The sequence below is a fragment of the Streptomyces sp. NPDC054863 genome (assembly GCF_053610825.1).
In genome coordinates this window covers 1-18,322 of sequence record NZ_JBSGZD010000036.1, presented here as the reverse complement: position 1 = coordinate 18,322, position 18,322 = coordinate 1, and the positions used below count along the sequence as shown (strand labels likewise).

At 69.8% G+C, this 18,322-nt stretch carries 13 protein-coding genes and 2 pseudogenes; 4 read left to right on the top strand and 11 right to left on the bottom strand.

The genetic code is table 11. The annotated features are described in order from the left end of the window. Window positions 1-91: 91 nt before the first annotated feature. The 5 genes and pseudogenes from ACWGIG_RS10120 to ACWGIG_RS10100 form a co-directional block, all read right to left on the bottom strand. A complete protein-coding gene (locus ACWGIG_RS10120) occupies window positions 92-1,045 on the bottom strand; it encodes an ArsR/SmtB family transcription factor (protein WP_453321095.1) in 954 nt (317 codons plus the stop codon). A 429-nt stretch (window positions 1,046-1,474) separates the two neighbouring features. After that, complete coding sequence (locus ACWGIG_RS10115) at window positions 1,475-2,551, bottom strand: discoidin domain-containing protein (protein ID WP_453321070.1); 1,077 nt, start codon at window positions 2,549-2,551, stop codon at window positions 1,475-1,477. Between the two features lie 350 nt (window positions 2,552-2,901). After that, window positions 2,902-3,066, bottom strand: a pseudogene (locus tag ACWGIG_RS10110) (hypothetical protein); the annotation flags it as partial. A gap of 199 nt (window positions 3,067-3,265) precedes the next feature. Then, window positions 3,266-3,310 (bottom strand): annotated as a pseudogene (locus ACWGIG_RS10105) (hypothetical protein); the annotation flags it as partial. A gap of 520 nt (window positions 3,311-3,830) precedes the next feature. After that, window positions 3,831-6,062 carry a hypothetical protein gene (locus ACWGIG_RS10100; protein ID WP_453321069.1) on the bottom strand — a complete coding sequence of 744 codons (2,232 nt, stop codon included), beginning with the start codon at window positions 6,060-6,062 and terminating at the stop codon, window positions 3,831-3,833. A gap of 187 nt (window positions 6,063-6,249) precedes the next feature. Here ACWGIG_RS10100 and ACWGIG_RS10095 point away from each other — a divergent pair, with 187 nt between their 5' ends. After that, a complete protein-coding gene (locus ACWGIG_RS10095) occupies window positions 6,250-6,789 on the top strand; it encodes a helix-turn-helix domain-containing protein (protein WP_453321068.1) in 540 nt (179 codons plus the stop codon). Window positions 6,790-6,937: 148 nt separating this feature from the next. On the opposite strand, the gene ppdK is transcribed toward ACWGIG_RS10095, so the two are convergent. Then, window positions 6,938-9,688 carry a pyruvate, phosphate dikinase gene (gene ppdK / locus ACWGIG_RS10090; protein ID WP_453321067.1) on the bottom strand — a complete coding sequence of 917 codons (2,751 nt, stop codon included), beginning with the start codon at window positions 9,686-9,688 and terminating at the stop codon, window positions 6,938-6,940. Between the two features lie 376 nt (window positions 9,689-10,064). Next, complete coding sequence (gene dusB, locus ACWGIG_RS10085; protein ID WP_453321066.1) at window positions 10,065-11,192, bottom strand: tRNA dihydrouridine synthase DusB; 1,128 nt, start codon at window positions 11,190-11,192, stop codon at window positions 10,065-10,067. Window positions 11,193-11,259: 67 nt separating this feature from the next. Here dusB and ACWGIG_RS10080 point away from each other — a divergent pair, with 67 nt between their 5' ends. Further along, complete coding sequence (locus ACWGIG_RS10080; RefSeq protein ID WP_453321065.1) at window positions 11,260-12,723, top strand: MFS transporter; 1,464 nt, start codon at window positions 11,260-11,262, stop codon at window positions 12,721-12,723. Here the strand turns inward: ACWGIG_RS10080 and ACWGIG_RS10075 are convergent. Then, entirely contained in the window at window positions 12,696-13,766 is a 1,071-nt protein-coding gene (locus ACWGIG_RS10075) for a helix-turn-helix transcriptional regulator (protein ID WP_453321064.1), read from the bottom strand. The two genes, ACWGIG_RS10080 and ACWGIG_RS10075, sit on opposite strands and share 28 nt — an antisense overlap. A gap of 113 nt (window positions 13,767-13,879) precedes the next feature. On the opposite strand from ACWGIG_RS10075, the gene ACWGIG_RS10070 reads away from it, so the two are divergent. Beyond that, on the top strand, window positions 13,880-15,322 hold the full coding sequence (locus ACWGIG_RS10070) for an MFS transporter (RefSeq protein WP_453321063.1): 1,443 nt from the start codon (window positions 13,880-13,882) through the stop codon (window positions 15,320-15,322). 158 nt (window positions 15,323-15,480) lie between these two features. On the opposite strand, the gene ACWGIG_RS10065 is transcribed toward ACWGIG_RS10070, so the two are convergent. The 3 genes from ACWGIG_RS10065 to ACWGIG_RS10055 all read right to left on the bottom strand — a co-directional run bounded on the left by ACWGIG_RS10065 (window position 15,481) and on the right by ACWGIG_RS10055 (window position 17,783). Then, window positions 15,481-15,696 carry a DUF6243 family protein gene (locus ACWGIG_RS10065; RefSeq protein WP_453321062.1) on the bottom strand — a complete coding sequence of 72 codons (216 nt, stop codon included), beginning with the start codon at window positions 15,694-15,696 and terminating at the stop codon, window positions 15,481-15,483. Window positions 15,697-15,891: 195 nt separating this feature from the next. Continuing rightward, window positions 15,892-16,545 (bottom strand): response regulator, encoded by a 654-nt coding sequence (locus ACWGIG_RS10060; protein WP_453321094.1) that lies wholly within the window; start codon window positions 16,543-16,545, stop codon window positions 15,892-15,894. Continuing rightward, the gene (locus tag ACWGIG_RS10055; RefSeq protein ID WP_453321061.1) at window positions 16,542-17,783 is read right to left on the bottom strand and encodes a sensor histidine kinase; all 1,242 of its coding nucleotides are present in this window, start codon (window positions 17,781-17,783) and stop codon (window positions 16,542-16,544) included. Before ACWGIG_RS10055 ends, ACWGIG_RS10060 begins: the two co-directional genes overlap by 4 nt. 175 nt (window positions 17,784-17,958) lie before the next feature. On the opposite strand from ACWGIG_RS10055, the gene ACWGIG_RS10050 reads away from it, so the two are divergent. Beyond that, a partial coding sequence (locus ACWGIG_RS10050) for a hypothetical protein (RefSeq protein ID WP_453321060.1) occupies window positions 17,959-18,322 on the top strand: 364 nt, incomplete at its 3' end.

Sequence of the window (18,322 nt, the reverse complement as noted above, 5' to 3'; positions counted from 1 at the left end):
GCCGTGTCCATGTGCGGCTCCGCCGCGTGGGCGCGCCCAGCCACAACGAACCCGCACGCCCCCCTCCCTGCCCCCGCCCTCGCCCCGCCCCTCAGCGCGACTGCGCAACCGGCGCCGCCCCACCCCTCAACAGGGCGGCGCCCAACGGCGTCAGCGAGTGCAGCACCGCGCTGCCGTGCCGCAGCGTCACCACGAGCCCCGCCTCCCTCAGCACGCACGCGTGCTGGCTGGCGGACGCGAGGGACACCCCCGCCCGCCGCGCCAGCTCGCTCGTCGTGCAGCCGTGGTCGATGGCGCGCAGCACGGCGGACCGGGTGTGCCCGACGAGCCGGCCGAGGTAGGGGCCGCCGCCCGTCGGCGTGCGGGGCGTGGCGTGCTCCACCGGGTAGACGAGCACCGGGGGCAGCCCCGGGTCGTACAGCATCACCGGTGCCCCCTGGCAGAAGAACGACGGCTGGAGCCGCAGCCCCCGCCCCGCCAGGTGCACTTCGCGGTCCACGGGATAGACCGCCTCCAGCACCGGCGAGCGCCAGCGCATCACCGGCGGCAGCGAGGCGAGGAGCGCGTCGGCGCCGCCGTCGAGGAAGGCGCGGCCCCTGGCCGCCCGGTCGGCCTCGACGCGGGCCTGCACATGGGGCCAGTACGGGGCGACGGCGGCACGGTGATAGTCGCCCAGGGCGTCGACGAGGGCGCCGAGCCGCGGCGACTCCTCGAACCTGCGGTTCAGCAGGGCCAGTTCGCCCGCCACCCGGTTGTCCGGGGTGGCCCGCAGCGCCGCCAGCCCGTCCTCCCAGCCCTGGACGCCCTCCGCCGGGGTGAGGAAGTCGGGGAAGTAGCCGCGCGCGGGCACGACCGACGCGAGCAGCTGCCGGGACCCTCCCCTGCCGAGCCGGGCGCGGGCCTGGGCGCGCCAGTCGCCGTACACCCGACCGCCCCGCCGGTCCCGCAGCCGGTGGAAGCTGAGAGTCGTCTCCCAGAGGGCGTCCGGCCGCGCGGCGAGCCGCACCCGCGCGAGATCCTCCCCCGTGAAGTGGATACGCAGCACCACTGGTCCAACTCCCCACCATCGCCCACCGATTGCACCCGCAATCGTTCCCCCGGTTGAGTATGCACGCCCTTACACCCGGTCACCATGGCCTTTCGGCCATGCGTGAAACGTCTCGCGGGGGTGGCCCGGAAGGCGCGAAGCTGACAGGCGTCGGACACCGACAGCCCCGCACGTCCGAGGGGTGCGACGAAGGCCGTGGGGGGCTTCGTTGCACTTGACGGCGGCGTGCGGGGTTGCGCTTTCGGTTCCCGGCCGAGGTGTGAGGGCGTGGGTGGCGGGTGGGGATCCGCCGTCCACGCCCCGCACCACCGCACATCGTCCCCCACCCGGGCCCCGCGTCGAGGGCGTACCGGGGAACACCGGGGAAACACCACGGAAGCACGGGAGAAGCACCGGGGAACCGCGGACGACCCACCGGTGCGAAGGTCAACTTTTCAACTGCCACTTCGCGCAGCAGGGTTGACCTTCACCCTCTGACTTCGAACCGCCACAGCGAGTACCCGTGGGCCGACTGCCGCCCGCGTCCCTGCATCCGTACGTACCGGGCCTGCACGGGCTCGGGAAACTCGACGGAATCCTCCCCCGCAGTGGTCCGACCACGCCGCTCGACGGTCGTCCACGCCGCCCCGTCGCCCGACACCTGAAGGTCGTGGTCCTGGCCGGCCGCCGCCTCCCGGTCGAGGAGAATCCGCCGGACGCCCCGCACGGCCCCAGGTCCACCGAGATCCACTCCCCGTCGGTGTACGCGGAGGCCCGCCGGGTCCCCGGATCACCGTCCGTCGCGAGAGCGGCCCCCAGGTGCTCCGCCTCGACGGACGAAGCGGTCGTGGCCTTCCCCCTGGCCAGGTCGGGCACGTCGAAGACCTGCACGGACCACAGCGTGTACCGCGCGGGCCGCCGCTCCCGCCCGTGCACCCGCACGTACCGGGCGTCCACCGCCCCGAAGGGCAGCTCGTCGCGCCCGGCGGCGCCCCTCCCCCGCCGCTCGGCGACCTTGACCCACGCCTTCCCGTCCCGCGACACCTCGATGTCGTACGCACGCCCGTACTCCTGCCCCCGGTCGAGCCGCACCCTGCCGACCCCCCGGACCCTCCCGAGGTCCACGGCAAGCCACGGCTCGTGCTCGGGCCGACTGCTCCAGCGGGTGACGGGGCTGCCGTCGGCGGCTGCGCCGGGCTGCGTACCGGATGCGCAGGAGGAAGCGGAGGCGGTAGCTCCGAAGGAGATCCGGTCCGGCTCCGCGAGCGTCGGCCCGACCACCTTGAGCCCGGGACCGAGCGCGCCGCGCCGCATGGAAGCGGTGAAGGCGGCGTACGGCACCCCGGCACCCGCCCCGCTCCACATCTTCTGGGCCAGCACCCCGAAGGTCTGCTCGACGAGCCCGTGCACGTCCTTCTCGGCGTACGTGGCGTGCACGAGGTCGTTCCAGACGGCGGACATGCCGCCGCGCAGCACGGGATCGAGGGGCGCGAGGCTCTCCGTGCCGGGAAAGACGGCTCCCAACTGTCGTACAGGTAACGCCCGTCCAGCCCCAGAGGGTGGTAGCAGGTGGCGAACGGCACCCCGTACAACAACCCGTCGTTCGTATTGACGAGGTCCGTGCAGCCGTCCTTCTTGGCGGCCTTCGGCCCGTACCAGCCGTTGTTCCAACTGTGCACGGTGACCTGCTTGTCGTAGGCCCCGGGCTCCGTGGTGAGCCTGCTGAGGCTGCCCCAGGCCCGCGGGTGCTTCTGCAGCTTCGTCCGCAGGTGCTCGGCCATCCCGTTGAAGTACGCCCGGTGGTGCGCCTCGGGACCGGTGTACTCCTCGGCCCCGTAATGCACCTCAGGGCTGCGGAACCATGGCGCAAACTCGTCGAAGACCTCCTTCATGAAGGTCAGCGTCGCCGGATTCCCCAGATCCAAATGGTCGCTGTTGGCCCCGCCGAGCCCGATGTCCGGGCGGAACCTGACGAACGACCGCGAGTGCGCCGGAGCATCGATCTCGGGCGTCAACTGCACCCCGTGGGCCGCCGCCACCTCCTCGAACGAGTCCCGGTCCGCTCTCCCGTACGACCCGTCCCGGGCCGCCGGCCCGTCCCACTCGCTCTTTCTCGCTCCGCAGCCGGAACGCGTCGTACGCCTTGGACCAGTCCCCGCCGGGCGCCTGGATCTCGTTGCCGTTCAGATGCAGCTGAAGGTCGTTGAGCTTGAACCACCCCATGATCCGCAAGTAGTCCCTGACGAACCCGGACGTGAAGAACCGCCTCCCCGCGTCCCGCATGAACCCGCGCAGCCGGTAGTGGGGCCGGTCCTGCGCGGTCCCGACGGGCACCCGGGTCCGCCGGACGTCCTGCAACAGAATCTGAAGCAGCGAGCGCGTCCCGTAGAAGACCCCCTTGAAGCCGGGCGCGCCGATCCTCACCCCCCGGTCTCAACGGCGAGTTCGTACCCCTCCTGCGCTCCTGCGCGTACCGCTCCCCACCCCTCGCGTGCGCGGCGGTCAAAGTCCGCGCCAACCCGGCCAGTTGCCGATCGGCCCGCCCCACCACCACCCGGACGTCCGCGTCGATCCGGTACGTCCCGCTGCCCCCGGCCCACTCCTGCATCGCCGGAACGACGACGGGCCGGGCATTGCTCCCGCGGGGTCCTCCTGAGGACGTCCATGACGTACGGGCGACGAGTGACGCATGCGATCCACAGTGGTCCATTCCGGCACCCGAACCGTGACCACAAGGGTCCGCACAGGAACGCACACCACTCGACACCACGCGAGGAGATGGAGACCGGCGCCCCACGGACTGTCAGGCGGAGCCCGCCAGGTCCTCCACGGCATCACGCAATGCACGCAGCCTCCTGATGGACTGCGTAATTGCGATCACGGCGTCATCTGCCCGTTGCCGGCTGAACACGGAAGTGCCCCCCGGAGCGTCGGCACCAGAGTCTGCGTCTGAGTCCAGCCGCTTGACGAGGTCAGTGATCTCACCGCACTCATCGATCAGGGACTGGATGCGCATGACCAGCTGATCACCGGTGGGGGGCTGGGCAGCGTGGTCGGTTCGCTGGCCCGGGAAGCTCGCTGTCCCCACCACCGGTGTTCCCTGAGGGAGGAAGCCTCCCTCGCCGGGGACCTGCCCTTCCCTCTCGGTTTCCAGGGGGGCGAGAGCGCCGTACCGGAAGGGCGGTTCGGCCTCCTGCACGGGCGGCCCCGGTGGAACTGCGGGCGGCGCTTCCTCGACGGCGGCAGGAACCTTCGGGACGACGGATCGCTTCTTGGGACGAGTTCCCGATTCTTTCGGGAAAGCCCGGTTGAACCATGCCCGCGTCAGAGGGTCCGACAAGGACTCCCCATTTGCGTCCACCTTCCGGGGCACCAGGTCCCCGTCGTTCATTGCCGACGCCAGCTCCCGGAGAACACCGATCGCCATCACTTTGTTGTTGCGCATGGCTTGGAGGTTGTTCTTCACCGTACGTCGCACGCGCACGTCTTCACTGCCGTCGTCGGCAATCGTCTTCTGCCCGGCCAGTGACCCTCGGTCCGCATCGATGATGGCATACGACGCCAGCCAGTGAGCAGCACGATATGAAATCAGCTCCTCAAAAGCCTCGTCATCACGGTCGGCGGCCTCAAGGAGTTCCGCGACGGAGCATTCGGATAGTGCAATTCCATTACGGACTTCCGCAGCCTGGAAGATCTCCGCGATTCGCGGATTCCATGCGCGCGGGAAACTCTCGGAAGTCATGGCCGACCAAGCTCGGGCCCGCCGGTTCACTTCCACAGAGGAAAGCTGGGACGGCGGAGACTCGCTCAGCGCACGACGGATCACCTGGCGCTTCTTCGCATCCACGGGAAAGAACTCACGAAGCAAAAGCATGGACCGGCGGTCACGGAGCTCAACAGGAGATGACTTTTCCGTCATTCCTGGCAGCCTGCCAATCGGAGCAGAGCCGGTGAGGACCTCTGCAATCTCCTCCTCCATCAGACCGTAGGCGACGTACATCCCCAGAATACTTCGACCCAAAGCCCTCGCACGGTCATTCGGCGTGAAGTCCAAAGGAGGGTGGACATGGTCGCGACGATTGCTCGACTGAGCGATTCGATAGAGGCGGCGCGGATCCGAAGCCCCCAGCACGACATGCGCTTCCACCGATGCGATACGGGACGCACGGAATGCTACGGACTCCGTATCGGATTCACCTTTCTCGGCATGGTCACGATTCAGGAAGAGGGAAAGCTTGGAGAGCCATACACGGGGGTCGCATTCGACTTCCGCCGAATCCTCACCAAATCTGGTCCCAGGGACGCCGGCCAGCACTTCGGCCGAGGTAATTCCGAAGATGTCGTGTCGGCTCTTGGCCCGGTTGTTTCCGCGAACGGCCATCCATCCCCAATAGCTCTCGGGAAAGACGGGGCCATCGCCCTCGACCGTTACGGCTGACGTCGTTTCGAGCGAAATCAACTGCGGTACATACATACCCGGCTCCTGCTGGCCATTCAGAACCAGGTCTTCCGTCAGGTCGTACGGACGCATCCCTACTTTCTGCTCCAGAACCTTCGACGCCCAGCGCGCATTGGCAATTAGCGTTTCACGGTCCTTTACCCTGCTCTCCAGGGCCGCACAGGGTTTCTCATTACCTGATCCATCCGTGCAGGAATACGGGCGGACAGGCTGCAACAGCGGCAGATCTTCGCCGCCGCGGTTCACACGCGTGGGGTTTGCCGCCGAGCTCCACTGGGAACTGATGCGCTCGTTGTGTTCCCAGACGATCCCGCCCACCCCGTGCATCTTCACCACACCGACAAGCATCTCTCCGGAGTCGGTCCGCACCGTGCGCAGGAATTTCTCCCGCAATTGTCGAACGCCATCCGCGTTCGCCTCCGTGAGCATTTCTTCCGGTTCCACGATGAAGGGCGCAATACTTTCCAGAGCAGCCCGGGGAGTACTCACCCCTGCGGTGGCCAGGACAGCATCAACCCATGCGTTCTGCACTTCCGGTGCTGCGGGCAGAGGGAAGGGCTTAGCCTGGTCATGCACAACGTAACCTCATTCTGATTGCCTGACAGTCTATGCATACGCCAAGTGCCACAGCATGGCAGTCCTCTATGACCATGCGAGTGGAAATACTTGGAGCGGTCACTGTCTTGCAGAATCGATCAGATTGATACACGAAGCGGTCAAGCAGTGCGCCTGTTAGAAACTTTAAGCTCGATCGACATGACAGATGCCATACGACCCTTCAGGCTCCCTATCCGGCGAGGAGGCGGCCACTATTCGCCGGTTTCTTAAATCTTCGGCGGAACGCGAAATGGAACGGGCATGCACACAACCCACGGGAACATCTGTACCTTTAGCCCCGGACTGGACCAGCAAGTTCACCGTGCCCTACATTCGGCAAATCCCACTAAAGGGATCCTCCTCAGAAAGAAAGAATCCGATCATGAGATGCCTAATTGGGATCGTTTCTGTCAATATCATGCGCATGCGTGACGGATATTTTGTCCCGTCGCAGCAGGAGATCGCACAGGAATGCGGAGTTTCCATTTCGACGGTCCGCCGAGCGCAGCGCCACCTCAGGGAACTTGGCCACCTTGAGTACGTTCGTGGGCGGTGGGTCTACCCACGCACGAGGAAGGTCTGCGCCTACGGCGAGCTCCAGCAGAGCGGCAGGTGCGCCCTCTCCCGCCCCGCTGCCCGCTCTCCGCTCACGCGGTGCGGCTCCTGTTCCGCCCCGCACGGCCGACGCGGCAGGCAGCACGGCTGAAGCCACCGGCTATTTCGTCCCCGCGCACGCCGAAGCGGCGGCTCCCCCGCACAGGGTGCCGCCGCTTCGTGTGGTGCCGGATCCTTCGCCGGGGGTGAGGGTGGGTGTTCGGTCCCGGCGAGGGGTCCGGTGGCTCGGGGCCCCGGGGTCAGCGGCTGTCGCTGCCCGAGGACTGGGCTGCCGCGCGGCCCGCTTCCAGGCGGGCGACCGGGATGCGGAACGGGGAGCAGGAGACGTAGTCCAGGCCGACCTCGTGGAAGAAGTGGACGGACTCCGGGTCGCCGCCGTGCTCGCCGCAGACGCCCAGCTTGAGGTCGGGGCGGGTCTTGCGGCCCGCCTCGACGGCCGAGCGCACCAGGGCGCCGACGCCGTCGCGGTCGATCGTCTCGAACGGGGAGACGCCGAAGATGCCCTTCTCCAGGTAGGCGGTGAAGAACGAAGCCTCCACGTCGTCGCGGGAGAAGCCCCAGACGGTCTGCGTCAGGTCGTTCGTACCGAAGGAGAAGAACTCCGCGGCCTCGGCGATCTGACCGGCCGTGATGGCGGCGCGCGGCAGCTCGATCATCGTGCCGAGCGCCAGCTTGAGGTCTATGCCGTGGGCGGCCTCGACCTCGGCGATGACCGTTTCGGCCTCCTCGCGGACGATCTCCAGCTCCTGGACCGTGCCGACGAGCGGAATCATGATCTCCGCGCGCGGGTCGCCCTTGGCGTTCTTGCGGGCGGCGGCGGCCTCGGCGATGGCGCGGACCTGCATGGTGAACAGGCCGGGGATGACCAGGCCGAGGCGTACGCCGCGCAGGCCGAGCATCGGGTTCTGCTCGTGCAGGCGGTGGACGGCCTGGAGAAGTCGCAGGTCGTTCTCGTTGGCGTCGTTGCGGGACTCGGCGAGGGCGACGCGGACCGACAGCTCGGTGATGTCGGGGAGGAACTCGTGGAGCGGCGGGTCCAGCAGACGGACGGTGACCGGCAGGCCGTCCATCGCCTCGAAGAGCTCTATGAAGTCCTTCTTCTGGAGCGGCAGAAGGCCCTTCAGGGCGTCCTCGCGCTCGGCGTCCGTGTCGGCGAGGATCAGCTTCTCGACCATCTCGCGGCGCTCGCCGAGGAACATGTGCTCCGTGCGGCACAGGCCGATGCCCTGGGCTCCGAAGCGGCGGGCGCGCAGCGCGTCCTCGGCGTTGTCGGCGTTGGCACGCACCCGCAGCCGGCGGCGGCGGTCGGCGTACGCCATGATCCGGTGCACGGCCTCGACGAGCTCGTCGGCGTCGTCGGCGCCGGCATGCATCCGGCCCTCGAAGTACTCGACGACCGGGGACGGGACGACGGGGACCTCGCCCAGGTAGACCTTGCCGGAGGAGCCGTCGATGGAGACGACGTCGCCCTCCTCCACGACCGTGCTGCCGACGGTCAGGCGGCGGCGCTTGGTGTCGACCTCGATCTCCTCGGCGCCGCAGACACAGGTCTTGCCCATGCCGCGTGCGACGACGGCCGCGTGGGACGTCTTGCCGCCGCGCGAGGTCAGGATGCCTTCGGCGGCGATCATGCCGTCGAGGTCGTCGGGGTTGGTCTCGCGGCGGATGAGGATGACCTTCTCGCCGGAGCGCGACCACTTGACGGCCGTGTACGAGTCGAAGACGGCCTTGCCGACCGCCGCGCCGGGCGATGCGGCGATGCCGCGGCCCAGGAGCTGGGTCTTCGCATCCTCGTCGAAGCGCGGGAACATCAGCTGCGCGAGCTGTGCGCCGTTGACCCGCTGGAGGGCCTCGGCCTCGTCGATGAGGCCCTGGTCGACGAGCTGCGTGGCGATGCGGAAGGCGGCACCCGCGGTGCGCTTGCCGACGCGGGTCTGGAGCATCCACAGCTGGCCGCGCTCGATGGTGAACTCGATGTCGCACAGGTCCTTGTAGTGCGTTTCGAGGGTCTCCATGATCTGCATGAGCTGGTCGTACGACGTCTTGTCGATCGACTCCAGGTCGGCGAGCGGGACCGTGTTGCGGATGCCCGCGACGACGTCCTCGCCCTGCGCGTTCTGGAGGTAGTCGCCGTACACGCCCGCGTGGCCGGAGGCCGGGTCGCGGGTGAACGCGACGCCCGTGCCGGAGTCCGGGCCGAGGTTGCCGAAGACCATCGAGCAGACGTTGACCGCGGTGCCCAGGTCGCCCGGGATGCGCTCCTGACGGCGGTAGAGCTTCGCGCGGTCGGTGTTCCACGAGTCGAAGACCGCGTTGATCGCGAGGTCCATCTGCTCGCGCGGGTCCTGCGGGAAGTCCCGGCCGCACGCGTCCGAGACGATCTTCTTGAAGCCCTTGACGAGCTTCTTGAGGTCGGCGGCCTCCAGGTCGGTGTCGACCTTGACCTTCTTGGCCGCCTTGGCCGCTTCGAGGGCCTCCTCGAAGAGCTCGCCGTCCACGCCGAGGACGGTCTTGCCGAACATCTGGATCAGGCGCCGGTAGGAGTCCCAGGCGAAGCGCTCCCCGCCGGACTGCTTCGCGAGCCCGACGACGGACTTGTCGGAGAGGCCGATGTTGAGGACCGTGTCCATCATGCCGGGCATCGAGAACTTCGCGCCCGAGCGGACCGAGACCAGCAGCGGGTCGTTCGCCTGGCCGAGCTTCTTGCCCATCTTCGCCTCAAGGGCGTCCAGGTGGGCGCTGACCTCGTCGCGCAGCTCCTTGGGAGCGTCACCGCTGTCGAGGTAGACCTTGCAGGCCTCGGTGGTGATGGTGAACCCCGGAGGCACCGGCAGGCCGAGATTGGTCATCTCGGCGAGGTTGGCGCCCTTGCCACCGAGAAGGTCCTTGAGCTCCCTGTTGCCCTCGGTGAAGTCGTAGACGAACTTCTGCCCAGCTGACTTCGTCGCGCTGTGTCGCTCGGCTACGTGGGGTTCTTTGTTTTCCGACACGGTCTCGGCTCCTCGAAGACGCGTTGGCTGCCCTGACGGCGAGGAACATACCCAGATCGAAGGTGTCTGGGTACGTCCACTTAACCGTCATACGGCTTTAACCACCCGTCCGCCAGCAGATCGAAAGTGATCCGGCCTCCCCCGGCCCTCACCACATTCGTTCAAGTGTCGAACGCATCGCCACGCACAGAGAGCGCAGCCCTGCCGACGATCGACTCTCCGTGACGCATGACCCCGACCAGTGAAAAGAGAAAGGGTGGCACTGGGTGCCACCCTTTGAAAAATGCAACTCACTGCAAAATGCTCATCTGAGCGACTACATCATCAGGCGTGGCGAGAATCACGCTGCCGCACACCCCGTGCGGTCACCCGAATCTCACCCTCCGGACGTGTCCAGCTCCGCTTCGTCACTGACCCCCGAGCAGTCGTACGGGTCCTTCAGCCAGCCGTCCGGCAGGACAACCCGACCATTTCCGGACGTACGCCCCCGAGGTCCATCCGCACCCTCCGGCCACGGCTGGTCCAGGTCGAGCTCGCTCAGATGAGCGTCCATCTCGGCCAGGGAAGACGTGGTGGCGAGCCTTTTGCGCATTTCGCCACCCGTCGAGAACCCCTTGAGGTACCAGGCCACATGCTTCCGGAAGTCGATGACACCCCGTGCCTCGTCGCCGATCCACTCGCCGAGCAGCTCCGCGTGCCGCCGCATCACGACGGCGACCTCGCGCAGTGTCGGCGTGGCCCGCTCCTCGCGGCCCTCGAAGGCCGCCACCAGGTCGCCGAACAGCCACGGCCGCCCCAGGCAGCCGCGCCCCACGACGACGCCGTCGCAGCCCGTCTCGCGCACCATGCGCAGTGCGTCGTCCGCCGACCAGATGTCGCCGTTGCCGAGCACCGGAATCTCCGGGACGTGCTCCTTGAGCCGGGCGATCGCCTCCCAGTCGGCGGTGCCGCCGTAGTGCTGGGCCGCGGTCCGCCCGTGCAGCGCGATGGCCGTCACGCCCTCGTCGACGGCGATGCGGCCGGCGTCCAGGAAGGTGATGTGGTCGTCGTCGATGCCCTTGCGCATCTTCATCGTGACCGGCAGATCACCCGCGCCCGTGACCGCCTCGTGCAGGATCGCGCGCAGCAGGGGCCGCTTGTACGGGAGGGCCGAACCGCCGCCCTTGCGCGTCACCTTGGGCACCGGGCAGCCGAAGTTGAGGTCGATGTGGTCGGCCAGGTCCTCGTCCACGATCATGCGGACCGCCTTGCCGACGGTGGCCGGGTCCACCCCGTACAGCTGGATCGAGCGGGGCTGCTCGGTCGCGTCGAAGCGGATCAGCTGCATGGTCTTCTCGTTGCGCTCGACCAGCGCCCGCGTCGTGATCATCTCGCTCACGAACAGGCCCTTCCCGCCGGAGAACTCACGGCAGAGGGTGCGGAACGGCGCGTTCGTGATGCCTGCCATGGGGGCGAGCACCACGGGCGGCTGCGCGACATGGGGGCCGATGTTGAGCGAGGTCATTACCTCATTGTCGCGCACTCCCCGGACCTCTCCGGGCTCGATCGTTAGTTAACCGTACTATCCATACATGCCTGATACACCTACCGCTCGGCCCGCTCACCGCCGCCGCGTGCTCGTCCTCGGCATCTGCTGCACGAGTCTGCTGATCGTCAGCCTGGACAGCACGGTGCTCAACGTCGCCCTCCCCGCCGTGCAGCGCGAACTGGACGCCTCGGTGGCCGGGATGCAGTGGACGATCGACGCCTACACCCTGGTCCTCGCCTCCCTCCTCATGCTGTCCGGCTCGACCGCCGACCGGATCGGGCGCCGCAAGGTCTTCATGGCCGGGCTCGTGATGTTCACGCTCGGCTCGCTGCTCTGCTCGCTCGCGCCGAACCTCGCCTCGCTGGTCGCCTTCCGGGCCGTGCAGGCGATCGGCGGTTCGATGCTCACCCCCGTCGCGATGTCGATCATCACCAACACCTTCACCGAGCCGCGCGAACGTGCGCGGGCGATCGGTGTCTGGGGCGGCGTCGTGGGCATATCCATGGCCGCCGGCCCGCTGCTCGGCGGGCTGCTCGTCGACTCGGTGGGCTGGCGCGCGATCTTCTGGGTCAACCTGCCGGTGGGGCTGGCCGCCCTGTTCCTGACCTTCCGGTACGTCCCCGAGTCCCGCGCCCCGAAGCCGCGCAGGCCCGACCCGGTGGGCCAGGTCCTCGTCGTCGCGCTGCTCGCCCCGCTCACGTACGCGATCATCGAGGCCCCGGAGTCGGGCTGGACCTCGCCGCTCACCCTGTCGCTGACGGGCGTCGCGGTGCTCGCGCTGGTGGGTCTTGTCCTGTACGAACCCCGCCGCACGGAGCCCCTCATCGACCTCCGGTTCTTCCGGAGCGTTCCGTTCAGCGGCGCCACCACGATCGCGATCTGTGCGTTCGCCTCGCTCACCGGATTCCTCTTCCTGAACACCCTCTACCTCCAGAACGTACGCGGGCTGTCCGCCCTGCACGCCGGGCTCCACATGCTGCCGATGGCCGCGATGACGTTCGTGTGCGCGCCGCTGTCGGGGCGGATGGTCGGGGCGTTCGGGCCGAGGCCCTCGCTGCTGGTCGCGGGGACGGCGATGACGGCGAGCGCGGTGCTGTTCGCGGGCTTCCGGGCGGAGACCAGCGATCCGCTGATGTTCACCGGTTACGTGCTCTTCGGGCTCGGCTTCGGCATGGTGAACGCGCCGATCACCAACACGGCGGTGTCCGGAATGCCCCGTGCCCAGGCGGGAGTCGCAGCCGCCGTCGCCTCCACCAGCCGCCAGATCGGCAACACCCTCGGCGTCGCCGTGATCGGCGCGGTCCTCGCAGCGGGCCTCGGCCCGGCCTCGTACGCCGAAGGGTTCGTGGCGGCGAGCGTCCCGGCCTGGTGGATCATCGCAGGATGCGGGCTCTGCGTCCTCCTGATGGGAGCGCTGACCAGCGGGAAGTGGGCGCGGAAGACGGCGGCGAGGACGGCGGAGCGGCTGGAGCCCCCGGCTCAGGAGGCCTCGGCGGCCAGGGCGTGAAGCCGCTCCAGCCGCACCCGGGTCTCCTCGTCGACCGGCGGGTAGCTGACCAGCCGGGGGCCGGTGGAGGCGCCGCTGCCGGGGCTGAGCCAGAGGTTGACGTGCTCGACGTGCAGCAGCCCGACCTCGGCATTGCGGATGTACTTGGTGTGGCTGGCGTGCTCGACGACCTCGTGCCGCTCCCACAGCTCGCAGAACTCCGCCGACTCGCTCTCCAGCCGCTTCAGCAGGGCCTTCCAGGCGGGCTCGGCGAGGTGCCCCGCCATCGAGGCGCGGAACTTGGCGGCCATCGCCCGGCTGGTCCCCGGCAGGTCGACGAGCGAGGAGCGCCACTCGTCGTTGGTGAAGGCGAGCAGCATGCAGTTGCGGTCCGCGCGGGGCAGCGCGTCGAGGTCGCAGAGCAGCCGGGCGTAGGCACGGTTGTAGGCGAGGATGTCGTACCGGCTGTTCTGGATGCAGGCCGGGATCGGTCCCAGCTGGCGCAGCAGCGCCTGGTAGGCGGGGGTGACCGTCGGGCACGGCCCGTTGGGGGCGGGGTCGGGCGCTCCGGCGAGCGCGAACAGGTGGGTGCGCTCGACGCGGTCCATCCGCAGGGCGCGGGCGACGGCGTCGAGGACCTGCGGCGACACCTGGATGTCGCGGGCCTGCTCCAGCCACGTGTACCAGGTGACGCCGACGGCGGCGAGCTGCGCGACCTCCTCGCGCCGCAGACCGGGGGTGCGGCGCCGGCGGCCCCTGGCCAGCCCGACCTGCTCGGGGGTGATGCGCTCGCGGCGGCTGCGCAGGAAGGCGGCGAGCTCGGCCCGGCGGACGTCGGGCTCCCCGGCCCCACCGGGCTCCCCGGGCTCCCCGGCCTCACCGGCCGCCCTGGACTCACCGGCCGCCCTGGACTCACCGGCCGCCCTGGACTCTCCGGCCGCCCTGGATTCCCCGGCCTCCCGTACAGCAGCAGTCCCGTACGTCGTCTCCTGCACCCCGGCGGTGGAGGCCGTCTCCTGCGCCCCAGCAGTCCCGTGCGTCGTCTCCTGCACCGTCGTCGTCATGGACCCAGCCTCCCCGACACTCCCGCGCACCGGCCAGCCCGTTGCCGGGTAGTGCTTGTACCAGGATAAGGAGACTCTGGTACCAGGCTTCGGGCTGCCGCACAGTGGCTGCCGTGACCCAGACGACCACGCTCCCCCCGGCCCCCGCCCGCCCCGGCTCCCCCACCCCTACCTCATCCTCCCTCAGCCCGCTCGGGCTGTTCACCGTGCTGCTCGGGGCGGCGCTCCCGCTCATCGACTTCTTCATCGTCAACGTGGCCCTGCCGACCATCGACCGCGAACTGGCCGCGGGGCCCGCCGTGCTGGAGCTGGTCGTCGCCGGGTACGGGCTGGCGTACGCGGTCCTGCTGGTGCTCGGCGGACGGCTCGGCGACATGTTCGGCCGCCGCCGGCTCTTCCTGTGGGGCATGGCCGCCTTCGGCCTCACCTCCCTCGTCTGCGGTCTCGCCCCGGACGCCTGGACGCTCGTCGCGGCCCGCGTCGCGCAGGGCGCCGCCTCCGCGCTGATGCTGCCGCAGGTGCTGGCCACCATCCAGGCGTCGACCGCCGGACAGCGCCGGGCGAAGGCGATGGGCCTGTACGGGGCGACGGCCGGGCTCGCCATGGTCGCCGGGCAGATACTCGGCGGCATCCTCGTCGCGGCCGACCTCGCCGGGACGGGCTGGCGGTCGATCTTCCTCGTCAACGTGCCCGTCGTGATCGTCGCCCTGCTGCTCGCGGCACGTTCGGTGCCGGAGACGCGCTCCGAGAAGCCCGCGCCCGTCGACGTACCCGGAACGCTGCTGCTGGCCCTCTCGCTGATCACGCTCCTTGCCCCGCTCACCGAGGGGCGGGCGGCGCTCTGGCCGCTGTGGACGTGGCTGTCGCTGGCCGCGTTCCCGTTCGTGGCGCTCGCGTTCTTCCTGGTGGAGCGGCGTGCGGACCGGGCGGGGCGGACCCCGCTCGTCCCGCCGAGCCTGTTCGCCGTGCGGTCGCTGCGGCGCGCGCTGCCGCCGATCGTGCCGTTCTCGATCAGCTTCGGCGGGTTCATGTTCGTGATCGCGGTGGCGCTGCAGCAGGGCCTGGGCATGGGAGCGGTGGCCGCGGGGCTCGCCCTGGTCCCGATGGCGGTCGCCTACTTCGCGGCGTCCCTCGCCGGGCCGAAGCTGATCGGCCGCCACGGCGGCCGGATCGCGGTCGCCGGTGCGCTGATCCAGGCGGCCGGCCTGGTGCTCCTGATCCTGGCCGTACGGCGGGACTGGCCGGAGCTCGGCTTCGCGGGGCTGCTCCCCGGCATGCTGCTCGCCGGACTGGGCCAGGGCCTCCAGCTGCCGGTGCTGCTCCGCATCGTGCTCTCCGACGTCCCGGCCGACCGTGCCGGAGTGGGCAGCGGTGTGATGGTGACCGCCCAGCAGTCCGCGCTCGCCCTGGGCGTGGCCACGCTCGGCACGCTGTTCCTGGCGCTGACCCCGGCGCTGGGCATGGGCAGCGCGCTCATGGTGACCCTGCTGGTGCAACTGGCGGTGGTGGCGCTGACGGGACTGCTGAACCTGAGGCTGCCGCGCACCGTCAACTGAGGCGTGCCCCACGGCAGTACGGCAGCAGGGCCCGGACCGCGTGGCGCGGTCCGGGCCCTGCTGTCCTGCGTGACGTGTTTCAGAAGCTGCGCGCTTCAGAAGCCACGTGCCTCAGAAGCTGAGCGCCTCCGAAGCCACGTGCTTCAGACGCATCTGCTTCAGGCCTGTGCGTCGGAGCCCTCAGCGGTGGCGTTCCCGTCGGCGGCGGCAGCCTTCTCGCGCATCTTGGCCACCAGTTCCGCCTTCTTGTCGGCGGCGCTCTGACGGTCGGCGTTGCGGTGCGGGCCGTTGTTCGCCCGCTCGTCGCGGGACTGCCTCTTGCGCTGGCCGCCGCCCTGGCCCACGGGGTTGTTGATGTTCTTGCTCGTGCTCATGGGTTCTCCCGGCGTGAAGTGAAGTGATCTACGGATTCATCGGTGGGGGACGGGCCGACAGGAGCCCGTCGCACTCTCACTCGTAAATCTGCGTCTGGAAGAACATGCTGAGAACGGTACCCTCTCCCGCTTCCCGCCCGCACCAGATTTCCTCACCCCCCGGCCGTACGTCGCCCGGGCCGGCGCCCTCACCACTCACGCGCCGCCTTCCGGGCCCTTGCCCTCCAGGAAGTGCAGGACCGCCAGCACCCGGCGGTGGTCGCCGCCCGCGCGGGGCAGGTCCAGCTTGGCGAGGATGGAGTTGATGTGCTTGGCGACCGCGCTCTCGCTGAGGGAGAGGACGGCGGCGATCCCGGCGTTGGAGCGGCCCTCCGCCATGGCGCCGAGGACCTCGCGCTCGCGGTCGGTGAGCCGGTCGAGCGGGTCGCTGCCCCTGCGTACCAGCAATTGGGCGACGACCTGCGGGTCCAGTGCGGTGCCCCCGTCCGCGACCCGGCGCAGTGCCTCGATGAACTCCTCGACGTCGGCGACCCGCTGCTTGAGCAGGTAGCCGATGCCGCTGGTGTGGGTGGACAGCAGCTCCGCCGCGTACCGCTCCTCGACGTACTGCGACAGCATCAGCACGGCGGTGTCCGGCCACCGCTGTCGTACGTGGAGGGCGGCGCGGATCCCCTCGTCGGTGAAGCCGGGCGGCATGCGGACGTCGACGACGGCGAGGTCCGGGCGGTGTTCCTCGACCGCGGCGACGAGCCCCGCCGCGTCGCCCGCCTCGGCGACGACGTCGAACCCGGCCATCTCCAGGATCCTGACGACCCCGATCCTCAGGAGGACGGAGTCCTCGGCGATCACTGCACGGCGGCGGTGCACGGCAACTCCACGGTCATGACGGTCGGCCCCCCGGTGGGGCTGCTGAGGCGGAAGGCACCGTCGACGGAGGACACCCGCTGCGCGAGTCCGCGCAGTCCGGTGCCGCCGGAGGGGTCGGCCCCGCCGGCGCCGTCGTCGGTGACGATCACCCGAAGTATCCCCCCGAGCCGGGTGACGGCCACCTCCGCCCGGGTCGCACGGGCGTGCTTGGCGACGTTGGTGAGCGCCTCGGACACGACGAAGTACGCGACGGCCTCGACGGCGGGCGCCGCCCGCTCGGGCACGTCCACCCGCAGCCGCACGGGGAAGGGCGCGCGGGCGGCGAGCCCCGACAGGGCGGGATCCAGGCCGAGTTCGTCGAGCACGGACGGGTGCAGGCCCCGCACCAGGTTGTTGAGCTCCTCGATGGACTCCTTGGCGGCGCGGTGCGCCTCGTCGATGACCTGCTGCACCTCCGGCGGCAGGTCCTTGAGCGTGGCCTTGGCGATGCCGAGGTTGAGGGCCATGGAGACGAGGTGCTGCTGTGCGCCGTCGTGCAGGTCCCGCTCGATGCGCCGCCGCTCGGCGTCCGCCGCGTCGACCGCCCCGGCCCGGCTCTCGGTGAGGTCCGACACCCGCTGCTTGAGCGCCTCGTCGTGCGCGTCCCGCAACAGCGCGGGCGTGATGCGCTGTTCCAGCCGTACGAGCGCGGCGGCGGACGGCGGTACGGCGAAGAGGGCCGCCGCACCGGCCACCATCACGAAGGCCGCCCAGGTGGTCCAGTCGGGATGGCCGGCCCGCCAGCTCCCCGGCAGCAGCCACTCCCACGCGAACACGGCCGTCCCGGCGACGGCCAGCAACGCCAGTGCCAGCACGGCGAGTTCGAGCAGCGCCAGGCACGGCCCGACCAGCCAGTGGTACGCGAACTGCCGCCGCGCCACCGCGAACCGCAGCCGGGGTATCTCCACCCCGCACAGCTCCCGGAACCGCCACCGCTGCGCCTCGGTCAGCCCGAGCCCTGCGACGAGGACCAGCACCACAGGCACCGGCAGCAGCAGCGGGTCCGTGTCGGAGTCCGGCCCGCCGGTCAGGATCCCGGCGGCCAGCACCGTCGCCCACAGGAACAGCAGCGCCGCGAGCAGGTGCAGGGGCGCCCCGGCAGCGAGAAAGGCCAGGTCACGCCGGAGCCGGGCGAGGGTGCGCCGCATCCGGGTCGGTGGCGGCCAGGGCAAGAGGTTCATGATCCGACGGTAATCGGTGGGTCTGACAATTCGCCATGAACCCTGCTACCGCCCGGGGGTGCAACCAGTGCCACCCCAAGTCGGCACCCACCATTCCTGACCCGGGCCGCCGAAATCCGGAGTGTGGATCACGAGCCCGACAACCGGGCCGACCACCCCGGAAGGACCCGCAGCCATGGCACTCCTCGCCCTCAACACCCCTCTCCCCACGGCGATGTGGCAGGGCAGGCTGCTCACGCTCGCAGGGCTCGCGCTGCTCCCCTGGATGGGATACCTGGCCGCGACGCTGCCTCCCGCCGAGGCCGCCGGGTGGATCGTGCTGGACACCCTGGAGGCGGCCTGCCTCCTCACCGCCGGCCTTCGCCTCGTACGCGGCGAAGGCAGCCCCCGTCTCCCGGCCGCCGGCGCCGCGCTCCTGCTCGCCGCCGACGCCTGCGCCGACCTGCTCACCTCGGCCCCGGGCGCCGAGCTCGCGGCGGCTGCCGCCATGGCCGTGTGCGCCGAACTCCCGCTCGCCGCCCTCTGTGCGGTCCTGGCAC

Bases quoted from the DNA above. Each gene is read 5' to 3' on its own strand.
- ACWGIG_RS10095 (WP_453321068.1), top strand. From the start codon at position 6,250: ATGCCATACGACCCTTCAGGCTCCCTATCCGGCGAGGAGGCGGCCACT.
- dusB (WP_453321066.1), bottom strand. From the start codon at position 11,192: ATGACCTCGCTCAACATCGGCCCCCATGTCGCGCAGCCGCCCGTGGTG.
- ACWGIG_RS10080 (WP_453321065.1), top strand. From the start codon at position 11,260: ATGCCTGATACACCTACCGCTCGGCCCGCTCACCGCCGCCGCGTGCTC.
- ACWGIG_RS10075 (WP_453321064.1), bottom strand. From the start codon at position 13,766: ATGACGACGACGGTGCAGGAGACGACGCACGGGACTGCTGGGGCGCAG.
- ACWGIG_RS10065 (WP_453321062.1), bottom strand. From the start codon at position 15,696: ATGAGCACGAGCAAGAACATCAACAACCCCGTGGGCCAGGGCGGCGGC.
- ACWGIG_RS10055 (WP_453321061.1), bottom strand. From the start codon at position 17,783: ATGAACCTCTTGCCCTGGCCGCCACCGACCCGGATGCGGCGCACCCTC.